The following is a 16431-nucleotide window of genomic DNA, read 5'->3' on the forward strand; positions in this document are numbered from 1 at the left end:
AAATTCCTTCACCTATACTATTATTCATCTGCTTATTTGCCAAACTTTCATAATAAACCATGATTTTTTGCCGAGAATAAGCGACAATAAACGTTTAATAGCTGATAAAATAAAGGTCTATGGCACAGAAAAATCATCTCTTTCGCTTTGCTTCCCACAAAAACAATCGCGAAACACTTTATGGTGAAACAAGGCTTGATCGCTATTATCCTTTCTCAAAGGATAATCGTTTAACGGTGATGGTCTGGAATATCTATAAGCAGCAAAAACTCAATTGGCTCTCAATTCTTAAAGAGTATGGGAAAGATCGTGATCTCATCTTATTACAAGAAGCCAAAGCCTCTGATGAGCTTGTAAAATTCTCTAAAGAGCATTTTTTAGTCGGCGATCAGGTCCCGGCAATTGAGATTACTAAAGATGCCTATGGCGTCATGACGCTTGCTTCTAGCTACCCTGTCTACTCAAGACCTTTTCGGACAGTCGAGCCCTTTCTTCGCCTTGCAAAATCAGCGCTTATCACAATTTATCCCCTTTATGATAAGCGCTTACTGATGGTCGTCAATATTCACTCTGTGAACTTTAGTTTAGGTGTGAAGATCTACCGAGAGCAGATTCAATCAATTTCTGAACATGTCATGAACCACAATGGGCCTGTGATTTTTGCCGGAGATTTTAATACTTGGAGCCGAAAACGCTTACATCTTCTCTATCTTTTTACCCGCAGAATGGGGCTAAAGCCAGTAAGCTTTGATAATGATTGCCGTAAATCCTTCCTCAACTCACCCCTTGATTTTGTCTTTTATCGTGGGTTGATTTTAGAAAAGAGCGAAGTACTACAAACCGATGCTTCAGATCATAATCCATTATTAGTAAATTTTAGAGTTCGGTAAATTTTTTAGTATTTGACCTCGAATCAAATCAACTTACATGATGCCGGATAGATCGGCTTTCACGCTTCTCATAACCGATGTGCCGGCAATCTGATTCAGTGACTTTTAAACCGATTTTATAATCGATTTGGTTTAAGAAAAATAAGTCTAAAACAAGCTGCACGGGATTTTAGAAAGCACACAAAATATTCCCTCCAACCTTGCATGAATCTATAAAGGTACGTATTAAACAGGGCTTGCATAATGCCAGATAGAATGTTTCTTGTGCTTCTCATAACCGATGTGCCGACAATCGATTCAGTGACTTTTAAACCGTTTTTACTATCACTTGCGGGCGCAAGATTGTAAGAAGAGTGCAAGCATTCCCTCCCGCCATGAGAGAGACTTTTTTTTAAAACGATTTTATAATAGCAATTAAATACCTTTTATAAATCTTTAATTACTTAGAGACATCTAAAATTAAAGATCGACTTTCTCAGTAATAAAGAGTGTTTCAACCTTTTCTAAACGCTCGAGCAAACCGGCATAATCATTAGCGCGAACACTTAATGTCATCTCACAATTAACGCCATAATTCTCCGATACTTTACCGGCATTAAAATCATTAATGACGTGATTAACATCATTAGTTGCCGGATAATCAAAGGTAAAGCTCACATTTAAACCGATGGTTTTGGTAACGATATTCGCCTTTTCAAGCGCATTACGCGCCCCTTCTTGATAAGCAGAAACTAAGCCTCCCGTACCAAGCTTAATACCCCCAAAATAGCGCACAACCATCACTAAAACATTGGTGAGCTCTAATGAACGGATCTGCCCTAAAATCGGACGACCAGCAGAACCAGAAGGCTCCCCATCATCATTTGCCCGATAATGCTCATATTTATCACCTAAAACATAAGCATAGCAAACATGACGAGAATCGTTATAACGTTTACGATACTCATCTAAAAGCTCATCAATTTGCGCTTCTGAAGTGACAGGAATAGCAAATGTGATGAAACGGCTACGCGAGATAACAAACTCATCCTCGCTCAAAGCTGTAATAGTTTTATATTGATCACTTTTCATGAGCAAGATTATATCATGATCACGCTGATATTTTTGCTTCAGAAAAAGGAATCTTTTATCCCGAAGCCACCTTAGATAATAATAATTTTTTCGCCTTTGGTGAATACGCCTCGAAAACATCTTAATATCCACTTTTTTCTATTTGCGTGAATTCTATTACTGTACAAAAACTCCATAAAGCAAAAATAAAGCCCCCTACCATTAAATCAGCTGACTATAATGCTGAAGGGTATTTTGTATTGGCTTTGGTAGTAGATCAAGATCTAAACTATCGAGCCAGTTTTTAATCTCCAGTCCAAGCGCTGTGCTACCTTCAAGAGATAATGCCCGATTAAAAAAGAGTGTATCGGGGTCTTCTTTGCGAGAAATCATCAATATTAAAGGATTAAATGTTGATTTAAGCATCACATCCGCTTCAATTTTCCGATCATTTAATACCACTAACTTCTCATCTTGTAGCGTAATTTTGACAGAGTAATCCAGATCCTCGACTAAGAGCATAAAGATCTGATCTTCTAAAAAATCTAAATCTCCCTCTTCAATCGCAGATTTAAAAAAGTGATTTAAAAGAGATGTCACTAGTTTAAGCTTTAGCCACTTTGGCATCACTTTTAGATGATACTTACACAAAGACGGGATAAGCACTGGAATTTTCTCGGTAATTTTTGTATGAAAGCCCATAATTTCCTCATAATTGATTGGTATCAAGACTCCTCTACTCTAAACAATCTATCTTGTAATAGCCTTGATTCTAATCATTCTATAGGAGAGTTATGGAACTATTGTGCCCTGCTGGAAATCTTCCGGCACTCAAAACCGCCTTCGAATATGGTGCAGATGCCGCCTATATTGGTCTTAAAGATGAAACTAATGCTCGGCATTTTCCGGGACTCAACTTTACGGAAAAACGGCTCCAAGAAGCGATTAAAATCACGCGAAGCTTTGGCAGGAAACTCCACGTTGCCATCAATACCTTTGCCCATCCTGCCAAGCAATTTATCTGGCGAGAAGCCATTGATCGGGCTGTTGGTGAAGGGGTTGATGTCTTAATCCTCTCTGATATTGCAAATCTAGATTATGTTGCCGAAAAATATCCTGAGATGGAGGTTCATCTCTCAGTACAAGCATCTAGTACTTCTATTGAATCTATTAAGTTTTATCATCGGGAATTTAATATTGACCGAGTTGTGATTCCAAGAGTGCTCCCCATTCATCAAGTCAAATCATTAGCGGCTATCTCTCCTGTTCCTTTAGAAGTCTTTGCCTTTGGTGGACTTTGCATTATGGCAGAAGGCCGCTGCTATCTCTCTTCTTATGTGACTGGAAAATCCCCCAATACTGCCGGTGCTTGCTCCCCTGCGAAATTTGTTGAATGGTCTGAAATTGATAATGGTGGTCGCGAAACAAGGCTTAATAATGTCTTAATTGATCGCTTTACCAAAGAAGAAAATGCCGGTTACCCAACGCTTTGCAAAGGCCGTTATACCGTAGAAGACTCCCTATCGCATGTGATGGAAGAGCCCACAAGCCTCAATACTATTGCCTTAATTCCCGAATTTTTCAAAATAGGGATTGCTTCTGTGAAAATTGAAGGTCGCCAAAGAAGCCCCGCTTATGTCTCTAAAGTGACCCAAACTTGGCGTGAAGCGATCGATCACTACCGATCAAATCCTAAAAACTTCCAGGTAAAAGCAAATTGGGAACAAGCACTTCATGAAATATCAGAAGGTCGCCAAACCACTTTAGGGGCCTACAATCACAAATGGCTCTAGTGGTGAAATCTCTTCTTATTCAACATACTTCAAAGGCCTTAACTATGAAACTATCTCTTAGCCCGCTTCTTTACTGCTGGGACAGAAATAAAATTTATGACTTCTACGATAAAATAAAAGATACAGCGATCGATATTATCTATCTCGGAGAAGCGGTTTGCGCTAAACGCCAAGAGCTCAAGCTTGAAGAGTGGATAGAGATTGGCAAAAATCTGCAAAATGCCGGCAAAGAAATTGTGATCACCTCGCTAGCGCTTGTAGATAGCCCTTCAAAACTGCGGGATGTTAAAAATGCCGTCAGTAATGGCATCTTTACTGTTGAAGCCAATGATATGGCAGCGGTGAATCTCTGCTTTGAGCAAAAACTCCCCTTTACCGCAGGTCATGCGCTAAATCTCTATAATGCACAAGCCCTCAACATCATGCTCCGAAATGGCATGAAACGTTGGTGCTTACCGGTAGAGCTCTCTAAAGCATGGATAGAAGAGATTAAGGCTCAAGCAACCATGATGAATATTTGGAATCAATTTAAGAAAGAGATTCTCGCTTATGGCTATCTCCCACTCTCTTACTCAGCTCGCTGCTTTACAGCACGAAGCGTTGGGCGAGAAAAGGCCAATTGTGAAGTGATCTGCATTGAAGATCAAGCTGGAAAGGCCGTCTACTCACAAGATCAAGAACGCTTATTTACCATGAATGGCATTCAAATGCAGAGCGGGCTTTGTAATAACCTGATTAATGAGTGTCACGAAATGCAAAATCTTATCGACATTGTTCGCTTATCGCCGATAGATGATCAAGACTTTTTCAATGTTATTACCCAATACCAAGAAGCGCTCACAACACAAAAAGCAGATTTCTCCCTCAAAGAGCTTGAGTGTGATGGCTATTGGCGTGGCATTGCCGGCAAAGAAGTTAGCCCAGAGATTTAAAATAATATTTAAAAAACGCACTTCAAGCAGAAAATGAACTAATCCGATAATACTTAAAAGGTACAAATTCAAGATCCTCCCAATACTGCTCATGAGTGGCAAGGAGAACAACGATAGTTATACCCAGCATCATGCAAGTGTAACAATCTCGCTTTGAAATCTGACAAAATAAGTTCATTCATAGCTGGAGAGAATGCTTGCATGCGTCTAATGATCGCTCGCCAGCAGGGTTTAATCCTTTTGAGCTTAAAGTAAAAAAATAGAATGATCCTAATGAGTTTCATATCTCAGAAGAAGACAAGCTCAAATGCTGGTGCATCAGCTGCAATAATCGTTCTATCCAGCATCCTGCAAGCCATAAAGGCTATCAATAATCCTATACAAAAAGCCCGCTATATTTCATAGTGGGCTTTCTTATGATTAATAACCTTAAATTAGTAATTATGCTTCGTAATTCTCTAACGCAATCGCTAAACGGCGACCGGCTTCACTTGCAAGCTTTTCATTGACAGTTGCAAATGAAAGGCGAAGGGTTTCATCTTCAGGCGATCCCACATAAAACGCCGAACCTGGTACAAATACCACTTCAGCATCGATAGCATGTTTAAGAAGCTTAGTAGCACTCATGCCTTTTGGCAGCTTTGCCCAAAGGAACATCCCCCCTGTTGGTTCTGCAAAGCTGATCTTATCGCCGACATGCTCTCTTAATGAGTCCATGAGCATTTGGCAACGCGCTTGATACGCTTTGGAGATCTCTTTAATACGCGGCTGTAAACGACCGCTTTTAAGGTAGTTAGCAACGATTAATTGCGATAATACCGGTGTATGAAGATCTACAGATTGTTTACAGATTACAATTTTGTTACGAATTTTTTCACAAGTAACAATAAATCCTAAACGAAGCCCTGGGACTAGTACTTTTGAAAATGAAGAGAGATAGACGATATGCTCTTTCTCAACTTCCGTTTTCGCCAGTGAATAGATCGGCTTTGCAAGCGCCTCTGTGAAACGAATTTCCCCATAAGGGTCATCTTCAAAAATCACAAAGTTATGCTTTACTGCTAAATCTAAAATACGTTGACGCTTCTCTTTTGAGAGCGTTGAGCCTGTTGGGTTGGCAAATGTTGGAACAATGTAAAGGGCTTTAATTTTCCCCTTTTCAAGGCGTGCTTCTAAAGCATCAACATTCAGACCATCAGCACCACCTTCCACATCTTCCACATTCGCACCGGTCATTTTAAAACCTTGAATCGCAGCGAGATAGGTTGGGCGCTCTACTAAAATTGTGTCACCTTCATCTAAAAAGGTACGCGCAATTAAGTCTAAACCTTGTTGTGATCCGCTTGTGACAATGATTTCGCTGTTTTTGGCGGCGATCCCACGATCACTGATCAATTTTACAATTTCTGATTGCAAAACTGGCTCACCATCAGTGGTACTGTATTGGTAAGCATTCACTTCACCAGAGGCAATGACTTCATTCAGAGCGGCATTAATTCCATCCATGTCAAACATATCTGCTGCAGGAATTCCTCCGGCAAGCGAGACGATATTTGGCATTTTACTATATTGTAAAAGATCTCTTACGATAGAGCTTTGAGAACCTTGAATGCGTTTTGCAAATAAACTCTCTAAATCCGCCATGATATATCACTACTCCTATGAATTTGTGTGATGAATTTTTATAAATAGATGATCAATTACCTTAAACTAAGGGTTATCTTAAAGGTTTATTGATCTTATTAAGAAGGTCCATTGTTTCACTTAGAGGCTTATCAACGATAAAACCATTGATAAAATAGTCCAAAAATAAAACTCCCCTTTCTTGACTATACGCTGATATCACCGAGATATCAGGCAACAAAGTGGAACTTTGCTATAATACTGTATCAGATAAAATAGCCCTTAGATGGACTATTTTTCATGACTTCATTCCGCCATTCATCTTATGATAATGAGAAGATCTTGTTAGCATTTTCTAAAACTTCTATTTTGGAGAGAATTGCCCATCATGAGTTTCCATCTCTACTACTCAAATCATCTTGATACATTGCAATATATTACGGGATATATCACCAAAATTGATCCTCAAAAAAGCCCTTTTGATAAAGAGTATTTTTTGGTACAAAACTTTGGAATGGCGAGATGGATGCAGATTAAACTAGCAAAGCAGCTCGGCATTTTAACGCAATCTGAATTTTTGCTCCCTGCCAAAATGCTGATGAATCTCTTAGAGATGATTTTCTCTGAAGAAGAACGTGAAAAAAAGCCCATTGAAAGACTCTCTAAAGACGAACTATTTTGGCCTTTGGTAAAGATCATCGATGATGCTCGCCATCAAGAAGATGCTTCAAGTTCAGACGAACTCTTTACCCCCATTCAAAATTATCTTACACAATACGATAAGGATACGGCATCAAAACAGGATAATAGCCCTCTTTTAGGAGTGCTGCATTTAGCACAAGAGCTTGCGGCTATTTTTGATAAATATATTGTCTACCGAAGTCAATGGATTAATGCTTGGACTAAAGGCGAATTAGCGCCCGCTTATTTTGATCAAAAACTCCCTGTGGAGCTAGAAGCTTGGCAAGCGGCCCTTTTTAAAAAGCTTTATGAAAATTTAGGATCTCCCTTACATTTTGGCTTACTGCATCCGCTGATTGAGCAGAAACTTCAGGATCCCAAAGTAATTAGCAAACTGCCTAAGCGCCTTTTTATTATTGGCTTAAACTCCCTACCGCCCCTTTTCTTAGATCTTATTGCGCAATTTTCTAAGGTGATGGATATCCATCTCTTTTTTAATAATCCCTCTCAATATTATTGGGGAGATCTTACCAAAAACTCAGAGTTACCAAGCTTTAATCTCATTAACTTCTTTGAACAAGCAAAGAGCCAAATTGATCCTATTTCTCCCCATATTCCCAAATCAGTACTCAATACCTTAAATGAACATTGGCAAAATAGTTATGGCAATCCCCTATTAGCCTCTCTTGGCAAAGTGGGGCGAGATCATCTACATCTTTTACAAAAATATGATGGCGATTTAGATCTACAAATTACCGAAGCATTTTCTGAACCTGAGATCCATTCTCTCCTACAACATCTTCAAGCGGAGATCTACCACCTTCGCCCGGCGCGTGAAAGTGTGCCTTTTATTGTAACGCCCGATGATCGATCAATTCAGCTCCATTGTACTTATAGCCCGATGCGTGAAGTGGAAGCACTCTATGATCAGATTTTGCATCAATTAGAGCATAACCCCGATCTTGCACCGGAAGATATTGTCGTCATGACGCCCGATATCGAGAGTTACGCCCCTTTTATTAATGCCATTTTTGGTAGTGCTCCTAAAGAGCGTTATCTTCCCTACTCTATCTCTGATATTAGTTTAAAAGAGAGCGAAACAATCTTCACAACATTGCTACAAATTCTCTCTTTACCAGAAAGTGCCTTTAAAGCGAGCGATCTTCTCTTACTGCTACAGATGCCCGAGATTATGGCGCAGTTTCATTTTGAAGAAAATGATCTCTCACTGATTCACTTTTGGATTCATGATGCCAATATTAAACAAGCCATTGATGGTGAGCATCTTACCGAGGAATTAAAAATCCCCTATCAAGATCAGTTTGATTGGGATATCAATAGCTGGCGTTGGGGCTTACAGAGAATGCTGCTTGGATACGGCACGGAAAGTTCGCCACTTGATCTTTATCATCCTCAAAGAGAAAATGAGCACCCATCACCACACACGATTATGCCCTACCCCCATATTGAGGGAAAAAATGCCAAGATCTTAGGAAATCTCTGTCACTTCCTAGATCTTTTAATCAGCACAAAAGACCTTTTATCAGGTGAAAAAACAATTGCGCAGTGGCGCCTTATTCTTCCTAAAGTTTGGCAGGATTTTTTCCCACAAACACCAGAAAATAGCGACAAATTGCACTATACACAAAAACTTTGGCAAAATATCTTAGAAGGGGCTGATAAGATTGGGTTTACTAAGGAACTTCCCTTAAAAGCGCTTACTCCCTTATTAGAAAATAAACTACTGGAAGAAAAACCTGAACAAAACTTTATTCAAGGCAAGATTACCTTTTGCTCTTTTATCCCGATGCGCACCATTCCTTTTAAGATGATTGCAATGATTGGGATGAATCAAGCAGATTTCCCTAAATCAACGGTTCATCACAGCTTTGACCTGATTCAATATCAACCAATGCGCGGTGATCGTAGCCGTAATACCGATGACCGCTATCTCTTTTTAGAAGCACTATTATCCGCAAAAGAGACGCTTTATCTTAGTTATATTGGTCGATCAATTCGCGATAACAGTACGCTCTATCCCTCTCTTCTTATTGATGAGCTCCTTCGGTATATCGATCAAGTTTCAACGACCTCAAAAGGGATAGAGACTTCAGCGCAAATCACCTCGCTTCATCCGATGGCATCTTATAATCCTGCACTCTTTAAAGAAAAGAGTATGATTCAAAGTTTTCAAAATGAGTGGATTTTAATGCATGAAAATATTGAAGATTATCACGCGCCATACAACTATCTAGATCTCATTTGTAACTACGAAGCGCAAGATCGCATCACCCCACTCACCGACCTCTCCCTTGAGACATTAATTCGTTTTTACCAAGATCCTTGCCAATACTTTGCAGAGCAGCGCCTTAATCTCTCCCCCTTTCGGGATCAAACCACAAGCATTGAAGATGATGAACCCTTTACAATTCATAAAGGGCTTGATGAATATCAGTTCTATCAAGCCTTAACTCATAATATTATGCAGTCAGGGCTCGCCTTACAAAATAGCAATCAAGAGATTATTTCAGAATCAACAATTGATGAGATTACCCAATCGCTCTATCAAAATTATCGCCTTCAAGGCATGCTGCCTAAATTTGCCTATGGGGAAATTTCATGGCTTGATAAGAGCCTTTTTCCCAAAGAACTTGCTAAAAACCTCTTTGAATCACACTATCCTTATGGTCAATTTAATCTACTGAGCTTTAAAAGTGGCATTACGCTCCATGGCAAGATTCCTAAAGCCTCTATTGAGGGCAATATTATTCTCTTTGAAGTGGGATTATTAAAGCATGATCGCATTATGAAAGGCGCTATCACCAATCTCTTTTATCATGCAACAAAGACAACAGAAAATATCGCAGAAACACTCTTGCTCATCGGCAGGGGCAAAGAGGGGATTCAAAAGATTACCTATCCTTATTATCAGCAATCTGAAGCCGCCACACTTTTAACACATCTTATCAAAGGATATCTTACCGGCATTAAAGGACCTATCCCTTATCTTTATAAGCGCCAGAGCCAAGAGGAAATATTCCAAGATTCTGATTTTAAAGAGGCCTTAATGACTTTACGCTCAGAACTCCCTCAATACTTCAAATGCTCATATCAAACATTTGATCCTGAAATCTTTTATACGCTACTAAAAGATGAGGATCTCATCAATTCCTTAGTACCAACTATCCGAAAGCAATTAAATAAGGTAAAATCTCTGGTGTCTGGAAATAATTCATTCAATCGATTGTTTCTCCAATATGGAGATAAAGAGATATTTGGATTTATTCTTTTCTACCACCATTATCTCGATGAGTTAATGCCACATGAACAATAATAATTCACAATTAGCCAAAGAGTTGCAGCACCCGACTTCCAAGTATGATTATGATGGAATTACTGGGACTTGGCTCTTAATTCCAGCAAAAATTCATATCCTTCTGCTGGCCATTGCGTTACCTGTCATTTTATGGATGTTTCCTTATGTTCAGCTCAAAGGGAACTACCGCTATGTATTTGCTGATTATCGCTACTATATCGCAGGCGCCGTCTCAATCTTTTGTATCGCATCTGCGCTTTTAAGCATCATCAAAGCCAAACAGGTTAAACAGCGAATCCGCCCTATGAGTGATGTCAGTAGACAAAGCGTTACTAAATCTAAAAATAGTCGCTCAAAAAGGGTAACGACCACAGAAAAAAAACCAAAAATTCATATTGGTCATATTAAAAAAAGCACAGCGCTAAATAAAAATCAGCAAAAAGCAGAAGATGAAAGCTCAGCCCTTCCTAAAGACAAAAATGCAAAAGATAAAATGGCCAAAACCATTACAGATGGCGTCATTAAAACGGCAGAAAAAAGAGCTGAATCAGAAACATTAGCCAAAAAGCCTAATAATGTTCAAACTAACATCCCCTTAAAACCCATTAAAAATGAGTCCTTAGAGGATACAAATCCTAAACTTCAGAAAAATTCCCCAAAAACTTCAAAGCGCAAGAAAAATCCTAAACAGATGCAATTGGATCTTTAAGCGCAATAACTCACCGCTTCACCTGAAATCTTACTAACATAAGGAGTTTCTTCATCATGGTCCAACAGATGGTTATTATCAGTGGTCTCTCTGGTTCTGGTAAATCAATTGCCTTACAAACGTTAGAAGATGATGGTTTTTTCTGTATTGATAACCTCCCTATCTCCTTTGTTCCTCGTTTTATTGAGGAGATTCAACAAAAGAAAGGGATTGCAAGACTTGCCATTGGTGTTGATGCGCGGAGTTTTCCGGAAGATCTTTCTGAAGTTGAATTAATTTTTGATGAGATTGAAGCCTGCACAGCACTAACCCCTAAAATTCTCTTTCTCGATGCTAATGATGATGTGCTAATTAAGCGCTATAGTCATACTCGTAGAAGACATCCACTTTCAGGTATAGAGAAATCTTTAGTGGATGCGATCCATTTTGAAAGAGAACTCCTTTCACCAATTAGGCATCGCGCTAATGTCTTTGTGGATACTTCATTTTTAAATGTCCATGAATTACGCTCAATCTTAAAGCAACGTTTAATTGAAAATGAAGGAAACTCTCTCTTTATTCATATCATCTCCTTTGGGTATCGCAATGGCGTACCTTTAGATGCTGATTTTGTCTTTGATGCCAGAATGTTAACAAATCCCCACTGGATTCCACACCTTCGTGAATATACAGGCCTTGATCAAGAGATTGTGGATTTTTTTGCAGATACTGAAGATATCCAAGATTTTTATAATGATATCGCAAGCTTTATCACTAAATGGCTCCCTTCTTTTAAAAAAGGGACTCGCTCTTATCTCACCATTGCAGTGGGATGCACCGGCGGAAAGCATCGCTCTGTCTATCTTGCACAACGTCTATTTGAACTTTTGCAGGCTGAAAATAATGTTCTGGTCAAACACCGAGAGATCAACATTTAATTTCAGCCTCTTTTTTTGCCCTTAAAATTTTATGCTTATTTAAATAAGGAAATCACAATGTCCAACCTCATTGATGGAAAAGCATTTGCCCAAAACCTTCGTCAAACCATTACAACACAAACTGCGGAATTAGAAAAAAAACATCATATTCGTCCGGGTTTAGCGGTTATTCTCGTTGGAGAAGATCCTGCAAGTCAGGTTTATGTTCGTAATAAAGAGAAATTTGCCATTGAGTGTGGATTTAAATCAGAGACTTTCCGTCTGTCTACAGATACAACGCAAGTAGAGCTTCTTGCCCTAATCGATCAATTAAATAATGACGCCACAATTCATGGGATTTTAGTGCAACTGCCGCTACCAAAACATCTTCATGAAGAGGAAGTGCTCAATGCCATTAATCCCCTTAAAGATGTCGATGGTTTCCACCCTGTCAATATCGGGCAACTCTCTATCGGTAAACCCTATTTAATTCCTTGTACGCCACTAGGCTCGCTCCTTCTTTTACAAGATAAACTAGGAAAAGATCTCTCTGGAAAACATGCTGTGATTGTGGGCCGATCCAATATTGTCGGCAAACCAATGATGCAACTGTTACTTTCACAAAACTGTACCGTCACTATCGCCCATTCACGGACAAAAGATGTTGCAAGCCTCTGCCGTGAAGCAGATATCGTCGTTGCTGCAGTAGGAGTTCCTAAGCTTGTTAAAGGGGATTGGATTAAAAAAGGGGCCGCTGTGATTGATGTGGGGATTAACCGCATTGAAGAAGATGGGAAAACTCGCTTAGTGGGAGATGTGGATTTTGATGAAGCGGTTAAAAATGCTGCTTATATTACACCAGTACCGGGCGGTGTTGGCCCTATGACGATTGCTTGCCTTTTAAGAAACACCTTAACCGCGATGTGTTTACAAAATAATATTGAAGATCCTAATAAGCTTTAATAAAAATAAGGCTTTTAAGACTTATATCTTCCTCAAGATGCCGGAAAATTTCCGGCATTTTTGATTCACATTCTCATTTATAGTCAAGCCTCTAAAAGTCACAGCACCAAATTACTGGCGCATTGATGATGAGAAGCACAAGAGTCGTTCTGTCCGGCATCTTATAAGCACTGTTTTTAATACATACCTTTATAGATTCATGCAAGGCTTGTGGGAATGATTCGTGTTCTTTCTAAAATCCCGTGCCAGCTTTTTTGACTTGCTTGTCTTAAACCGATTTTACGATAGTAAATCCTGTTTAAAAGTCATTACATCAAATTGCCGGCGCATCGGTGATGAGAAGCACTAGAGTCGTTCTATCTCGCATCATGCAAGCAAGTTTATTTCGCATGTTATACGGTTTTACTTTTAACATATTGTTTCTTAATCAAGATTGACTACAAAGTCGAGATAATCGCTCATTTTAATAGATTCAAAATTTTTAAGCGCTAAGGCTTTTTCCCAAGAAAAATGCTCTTTTAAATAAAGTATCTCCCCTTATTTTAAGTAATAAATCCTAAAATCCCCTACTCAAAGCCTCTTAAAGCCGATATAGTGAAAAATATACCTTATTTTATAAGTCATCATGTAGCACTGCGATGTCCGTTTTAATATTTATATTCCACAGATGAAGGAGTCCATCATGAGTAAAATTCTAACAGGCGCGGAAGATTTCTTTTTTGAAGGTGATCAAGTTGGTATTCTCGCAATTCACGGATTTACAGGGACCACTCAGAGTATGAGAAGCCTTGGTCAAGCTTTTGCCGATGCCGGATATACCGTATTAGGCCCTCGGCTTACAGGTCATGGCATCTCTCCTGAAGAGATGACTAAAGCGGAATTTAAAGATTGGTTTCAAGATGTGGAAGAAGCCCTAGATGAGCTTAGGCTTCATACAGATAAAATATTTATTACAGGGCTTTCGATGGGCGGAGCTTTAACACTCTATCTTGCGGAAAATTATGAGGATATTTTAGGAATTATGCCTATTAATGCCGCAATTGATATGCCTGATTTTAAAGAGTATTACCAAGCACAAAAAGCTGCCAATGTTGAATTTGTCGATGGCATTGGTTCAGATATTAAAAAGCCTGATGTGACAGAGCTTGCTTACCCTAAAACACCTGTAAAATCGATGAAAGAGCTATTAGATCTCATGAAGCACGTTCGAGAAGATCTGCCTAAAGTTACCTGCCCTACGCTTATTTTTTCCTCTACAGTCGATCATGTTGTTCCTCCTGAAAATGCAAAGATTATTTATGAGGAAATCTCAAGCTCTGATAAGAGCATTATTAAACTTCCAGAGAGCTATCATGTAGCAACACTCGATAATGACGCAGATCTCATCGCGACAGAATCCATTAAATTTATTCGTGAAATTCTAGCTAGCGAAATCTAAATTTTACGCTAACTTTAATAAAAACCGATATTGAAATTTTCCAATATCGGTTTTTTAATCTCATTGAAGTAGATTAAATATTTTATAAATATCGTTAAATCGGTTGAAAAGTCACTAAATCAGATTACCAGTATCAGTTAGAAGCAGCGCAAAACCGCCCTATTCTGGCATGATGCCAGCTAGTTTGATTCATATACTGTTTTAAAACTGTGTCTCTTAAACCCAATCAACTACACAGCGATCTCTACTATTTAAAAATTTAGACTATAAGGCAGATTCAGCAATCTCCTGCTTACGCTCACAGCACTCTTTAAACTCAACCCTAATAGAAAACTTATGAATAGAACGATCCCTAATTCTTGCCTTTAAAGTAATAAGCTCATCAATCAGTTTTCGTTCATTGTCTGCAGCTTCCATCGCATCTGCCTTTAAAGCATTAAACTTTTCTAAGTAGAGATACTCCTCAGACCAAGGATCTACTTCTGGCAAGTTCTCAATATTAATAATAGGATTTTGATAATCTTCGCGAATCTCTAAATCTACTTTAGCCACTCGACTAATAGAGATCATCAGCATTGTGATAATCACAAGCAAGGGCACGCCTGCTACAACGGATGCTGTTTGCAAAGTAGAGAGAGAGAGTTCACCCCTGTGATCTGACTAATAAACATTAACGTCACCGGCATAAATGAGAGCGCAAATGCCCAAAAGAGACGATTCCAACGAAGAGGCTCATCTTCAATATTTCGCTGCACGACCGCTGCTAAAATATAAGACATAGAATCAAAGGTGGTTGCTGTAAAGATAATGGCTAAAATCGTAAACAATCCAATAATTACTGGGGAAAATGGTAAGGAATCGAGCATTGCATAAATCGCAGCGGTATCCCCTTGCGATTGTAAAATCGCCACTAGATCAACCTCCCCCGATAATTGCAGATGTAGACCGTAATTTCCTAAAATAAAGAAGAAAAAAGCACAGCCTAAAGAACCAAGTGTAATACTACCGGCAATCATATTTCGGATCGTACGACCCCTAGAGACTCTTGCAATAAAAAGACCAATCGTTGGTGCAAAAACTAGCCACCAAGCCCAATAAAATATAGTCCAATCTTGGGGGAAATTAGATTCTGGAAAGCCATCTAATCCACCAAATGGCTCTGTCCAAGTAGCCATGGAGAAGAAATTATCAAACATCAACCCAATTGATGCAATACTCGTATTCATAATAAAGACCGTAGGTCCTACAATAAATACAAAGAGTAATAAAATGACAGCGCCCCAAATCGTGACATTACTTAAAAATTGAATGCCGCGCTTTAAACCCGCATAGGCGGAATAAGCAAAAATAATGGTTGTCACAAGTAAGACGATCACTTGTGTTTGAATATTAATTGGCAATCCAAAGAGCTTATGGAGCCCTTCTGTAATTAAAGGTGATGCTAAGCCAAGACTTGTCGCTCCTCCACCTAAAATGCCAAATATAAAGAGGATATCAATCGTTTTTCCCAAATAACTATTACTATGCTTTTCCCCTAAAACAGGCTTTAACGCTACCGAGATCTTTAGAACAGGCTCTTTACGAACATAGAAAAAGTAAGCAATAGGAATTGCCGGCACAAGATAGATCGCCCAAGCAATTAATCCCCAATGAAACATCCCATAAGTTGATGCCCATGCAATCGCCTCATGACTACCAGACTCTATATTAAAAGGGGGTGTAATATAATAATAAGCCCACTCAATACTTCCTAAGTAGAGAATGCTTGCGCCAATACCACTACTAAAAAGCATCGCTCCCCAAGATGGCGTACTAAATTCTGGCTCACAATTTTCTTCACCCAGTTTGATATAACCAATATCACTAAAGAAAATATAGATCAGAAAAAAGAGCGCTGCCAAGCCCATTAATAAATAGAAAATCCCAAATTTATTTGTAACAAAATCCTTTGCTTGAGAGATCCAAACATCTCCTGCTTCTGGCCAAATAATCAGAGGGATTACAACAAGTAATAATAAGAATATTGCACCAAAAAACGTATAAGAATCGATTAACTTCCAATTGAGTATTTTCTTCACATTTAGCTTTTAACCTTTGATAAAAAACACTAATCCATGTTAGCACACTGATTTTTTATTCC

At 38.9% G+C, this 16431-nt stretch carries 11 protein-coding genes and 1 pseudogene; 8 read left to right on the forward strand and 4 right to left on the reverse strand.

The genetic code is table 11. The features are described 5' to 3' along the window. The first annotated feature begins 119 nt into the window (after positions 1-119). On the forward strand, positions 120-890 hold the full coding sequence (locus MMG00_RS07120) for an endonuclease/exonuclease/phosphatase family protein (RefSeq protein WP_242146842.1): 771 nt from the start codon (positions 120-122) through the stop codon (positions 888-890). Positions 891-1349: 459 nt separating this feature from the next. Here MMG00_RS07120 and MMG00_RS07125 read toward each other — a convergent pair whose 3' ends face one another. Further along, positions 1350-1961 carry an IMPACT family protein gene (locus MMG00_RS07125; protein WP_242146844.1) on the reverse strand — a complete coding sequence of 204 codons (612 nt, stop codon included), beginning with the start codon at positions 1959-1961 and terminating at the stop codon, positions 1350-1352. A gap of 201 nt (positions 1962-2162) precedes the next feature. Next, positions 2163-2669 (reverse strand): ubiquinone anaerobic biosynthesis accessory factor UbiT, encoded by a 507-nt coding sequence (ubiT, locus tag MMG00_RS07130; RefSeq protein ID WP_242146846.1) that lies wholly within the window; start codon positions 2667-2669, stop codon positions 2163-2165. 65 nt (positions 2670-2734) lie between these two features. Here ubiT and ubiU point away from each other — a divergent pair, with 65 nt between their 5' ends. Together ubiU and MMG00_RS07140 are read left to right on the forward strand one after the other, a co-directional pair. Next, a complete protein-coding gene (gene ubiU, locus MMG00_RS07135) occupies positions 2735-3733 on the forward strand; it encodes a ubiquinone anaerobic biosynthesis protein UbiU (protein WP_242146849.1) in 999 nt (332 codons plus the stop codon). Between the two features lie 44 nt (positions 3734-3777). Then, positions 3778-4665 carry a U32 family peptidase gene (locus tag MMG00_RS07140; RefSeq protein ID WP_242146851.1) on the forward strand — a complete coding sequence of 296 codons (888 nt, stop codon included), beginning with the start codon at positions 3778-3780 and terminating at the stop codon, positions 4663-4665. 441 nt (positions 4666-5106) lie between these two features. Here the strand turns inward: MMG00_RS07140 and MMG00_RS07145 are convergent, their stop codons facing one another. Continuing rightward, complete coding sequence (locus MMG00_RS07145) at positions 5107-6309, reverse strand: aminotransferase-like domain-containing protein (RefSeq protein WP_242146853.1); 1203 nt, start codon at positions 6307-6309, stop codon at positions 5107-5109. 367 nt (positions 6310-6676) lie between these two features. Between MMG00_RS07145 and recC the strand changes: the two genes are divergently transcribed. The 5 genes from recC to MMG00_RS07170 all read left to right on the forward strand — a co-directional run bounded on the left by recC (position 6677) and on the right by MMG00_RS07170 (position 14291). Beyond that, positions 6677-10303 carry an exodeoxyribonuclease V subunit gamma gene (recC, locus tag MMG00_RS07150; RefSeq protein ID WP_242146856.1) on the forward strand — a complete coding sequence of 1209 codons (3627 nt, stop codon included), beginning with the start codon at positions 6677-6679 and terminating at the stop codon, positions 10301-10303. Next, on the forward strand, positions 10293-10994 hold the full coding sequence (locus tag MMG00_RS07155) for a G-protein coupled receptor (protein WP_242146858.1): 702 nt from the start codon (positions 10293-10295) through the stop codon (positions 10992-10994). Before recC ends, MMG00_RS07155 begins: the two co-directional genes overlap by 11 nt. Positions 10995-11050: 56 nt before the next feature. Next, positions 11051-11911 (forward strand): RNase adapter RapZ, encoded by an 861-nt coding sequence (rapZ, locus tag MMG00_RS07160; protein WP_242146860.1) that lies wholly within the window; start codon positions 11051-11053, stop codon positions 11909-11911. Positions 11912-11968: 57 nt separating this feature from the next. Next, entirely contained in the window at positions 11969-12853 is an 885-nt protein-coding gene (folD, locus tag MMG00_RS07165) for a bifunctional methylenetetrahydrofolate dehydrogenase/methenyltetrahydrofolate cyclohydrolase FolD (RefSeq protein ID WP_242146862.1), read from the forward strand. Positions 12854-13535: 682 nt separating this feature from the next. After that, positions 13536-14291 (forward strand): alpha/beta hydrolase, encoded by a 756-nt coding sequence (locus MMG00_RS07170; protein ID WP_242146864.1) that lies wholly within the window; start codon positions 13536-13538, stop codon positions 14289-14291. 270 nt (positions 14292-14561) lie between these two features. Here the strand turns inward: MMG00_RS07170 and MMG00_RS07175 are convergent. Then, positions 14562-16369 (reverse strand): annotated as a pseudogene (locus tag MMG00_RS07175) (BCCT family transporter); the annotation flags it as partial. Positions 16370-16431: the final 62 nt, after the last annotated feature.

The organism is Ignatzschineria rhizosphaerae (assembly GCF_022655595.1).
GTDB classification, from domain to species: domain Bacteria; phylum Pseudomonadota; class Gammaproteobacteria; order Cardiobacteriales; family Wohlfahrtiimonadaceae; genus Ignatzschineria; species Ignatzschineria rhizosphaerae.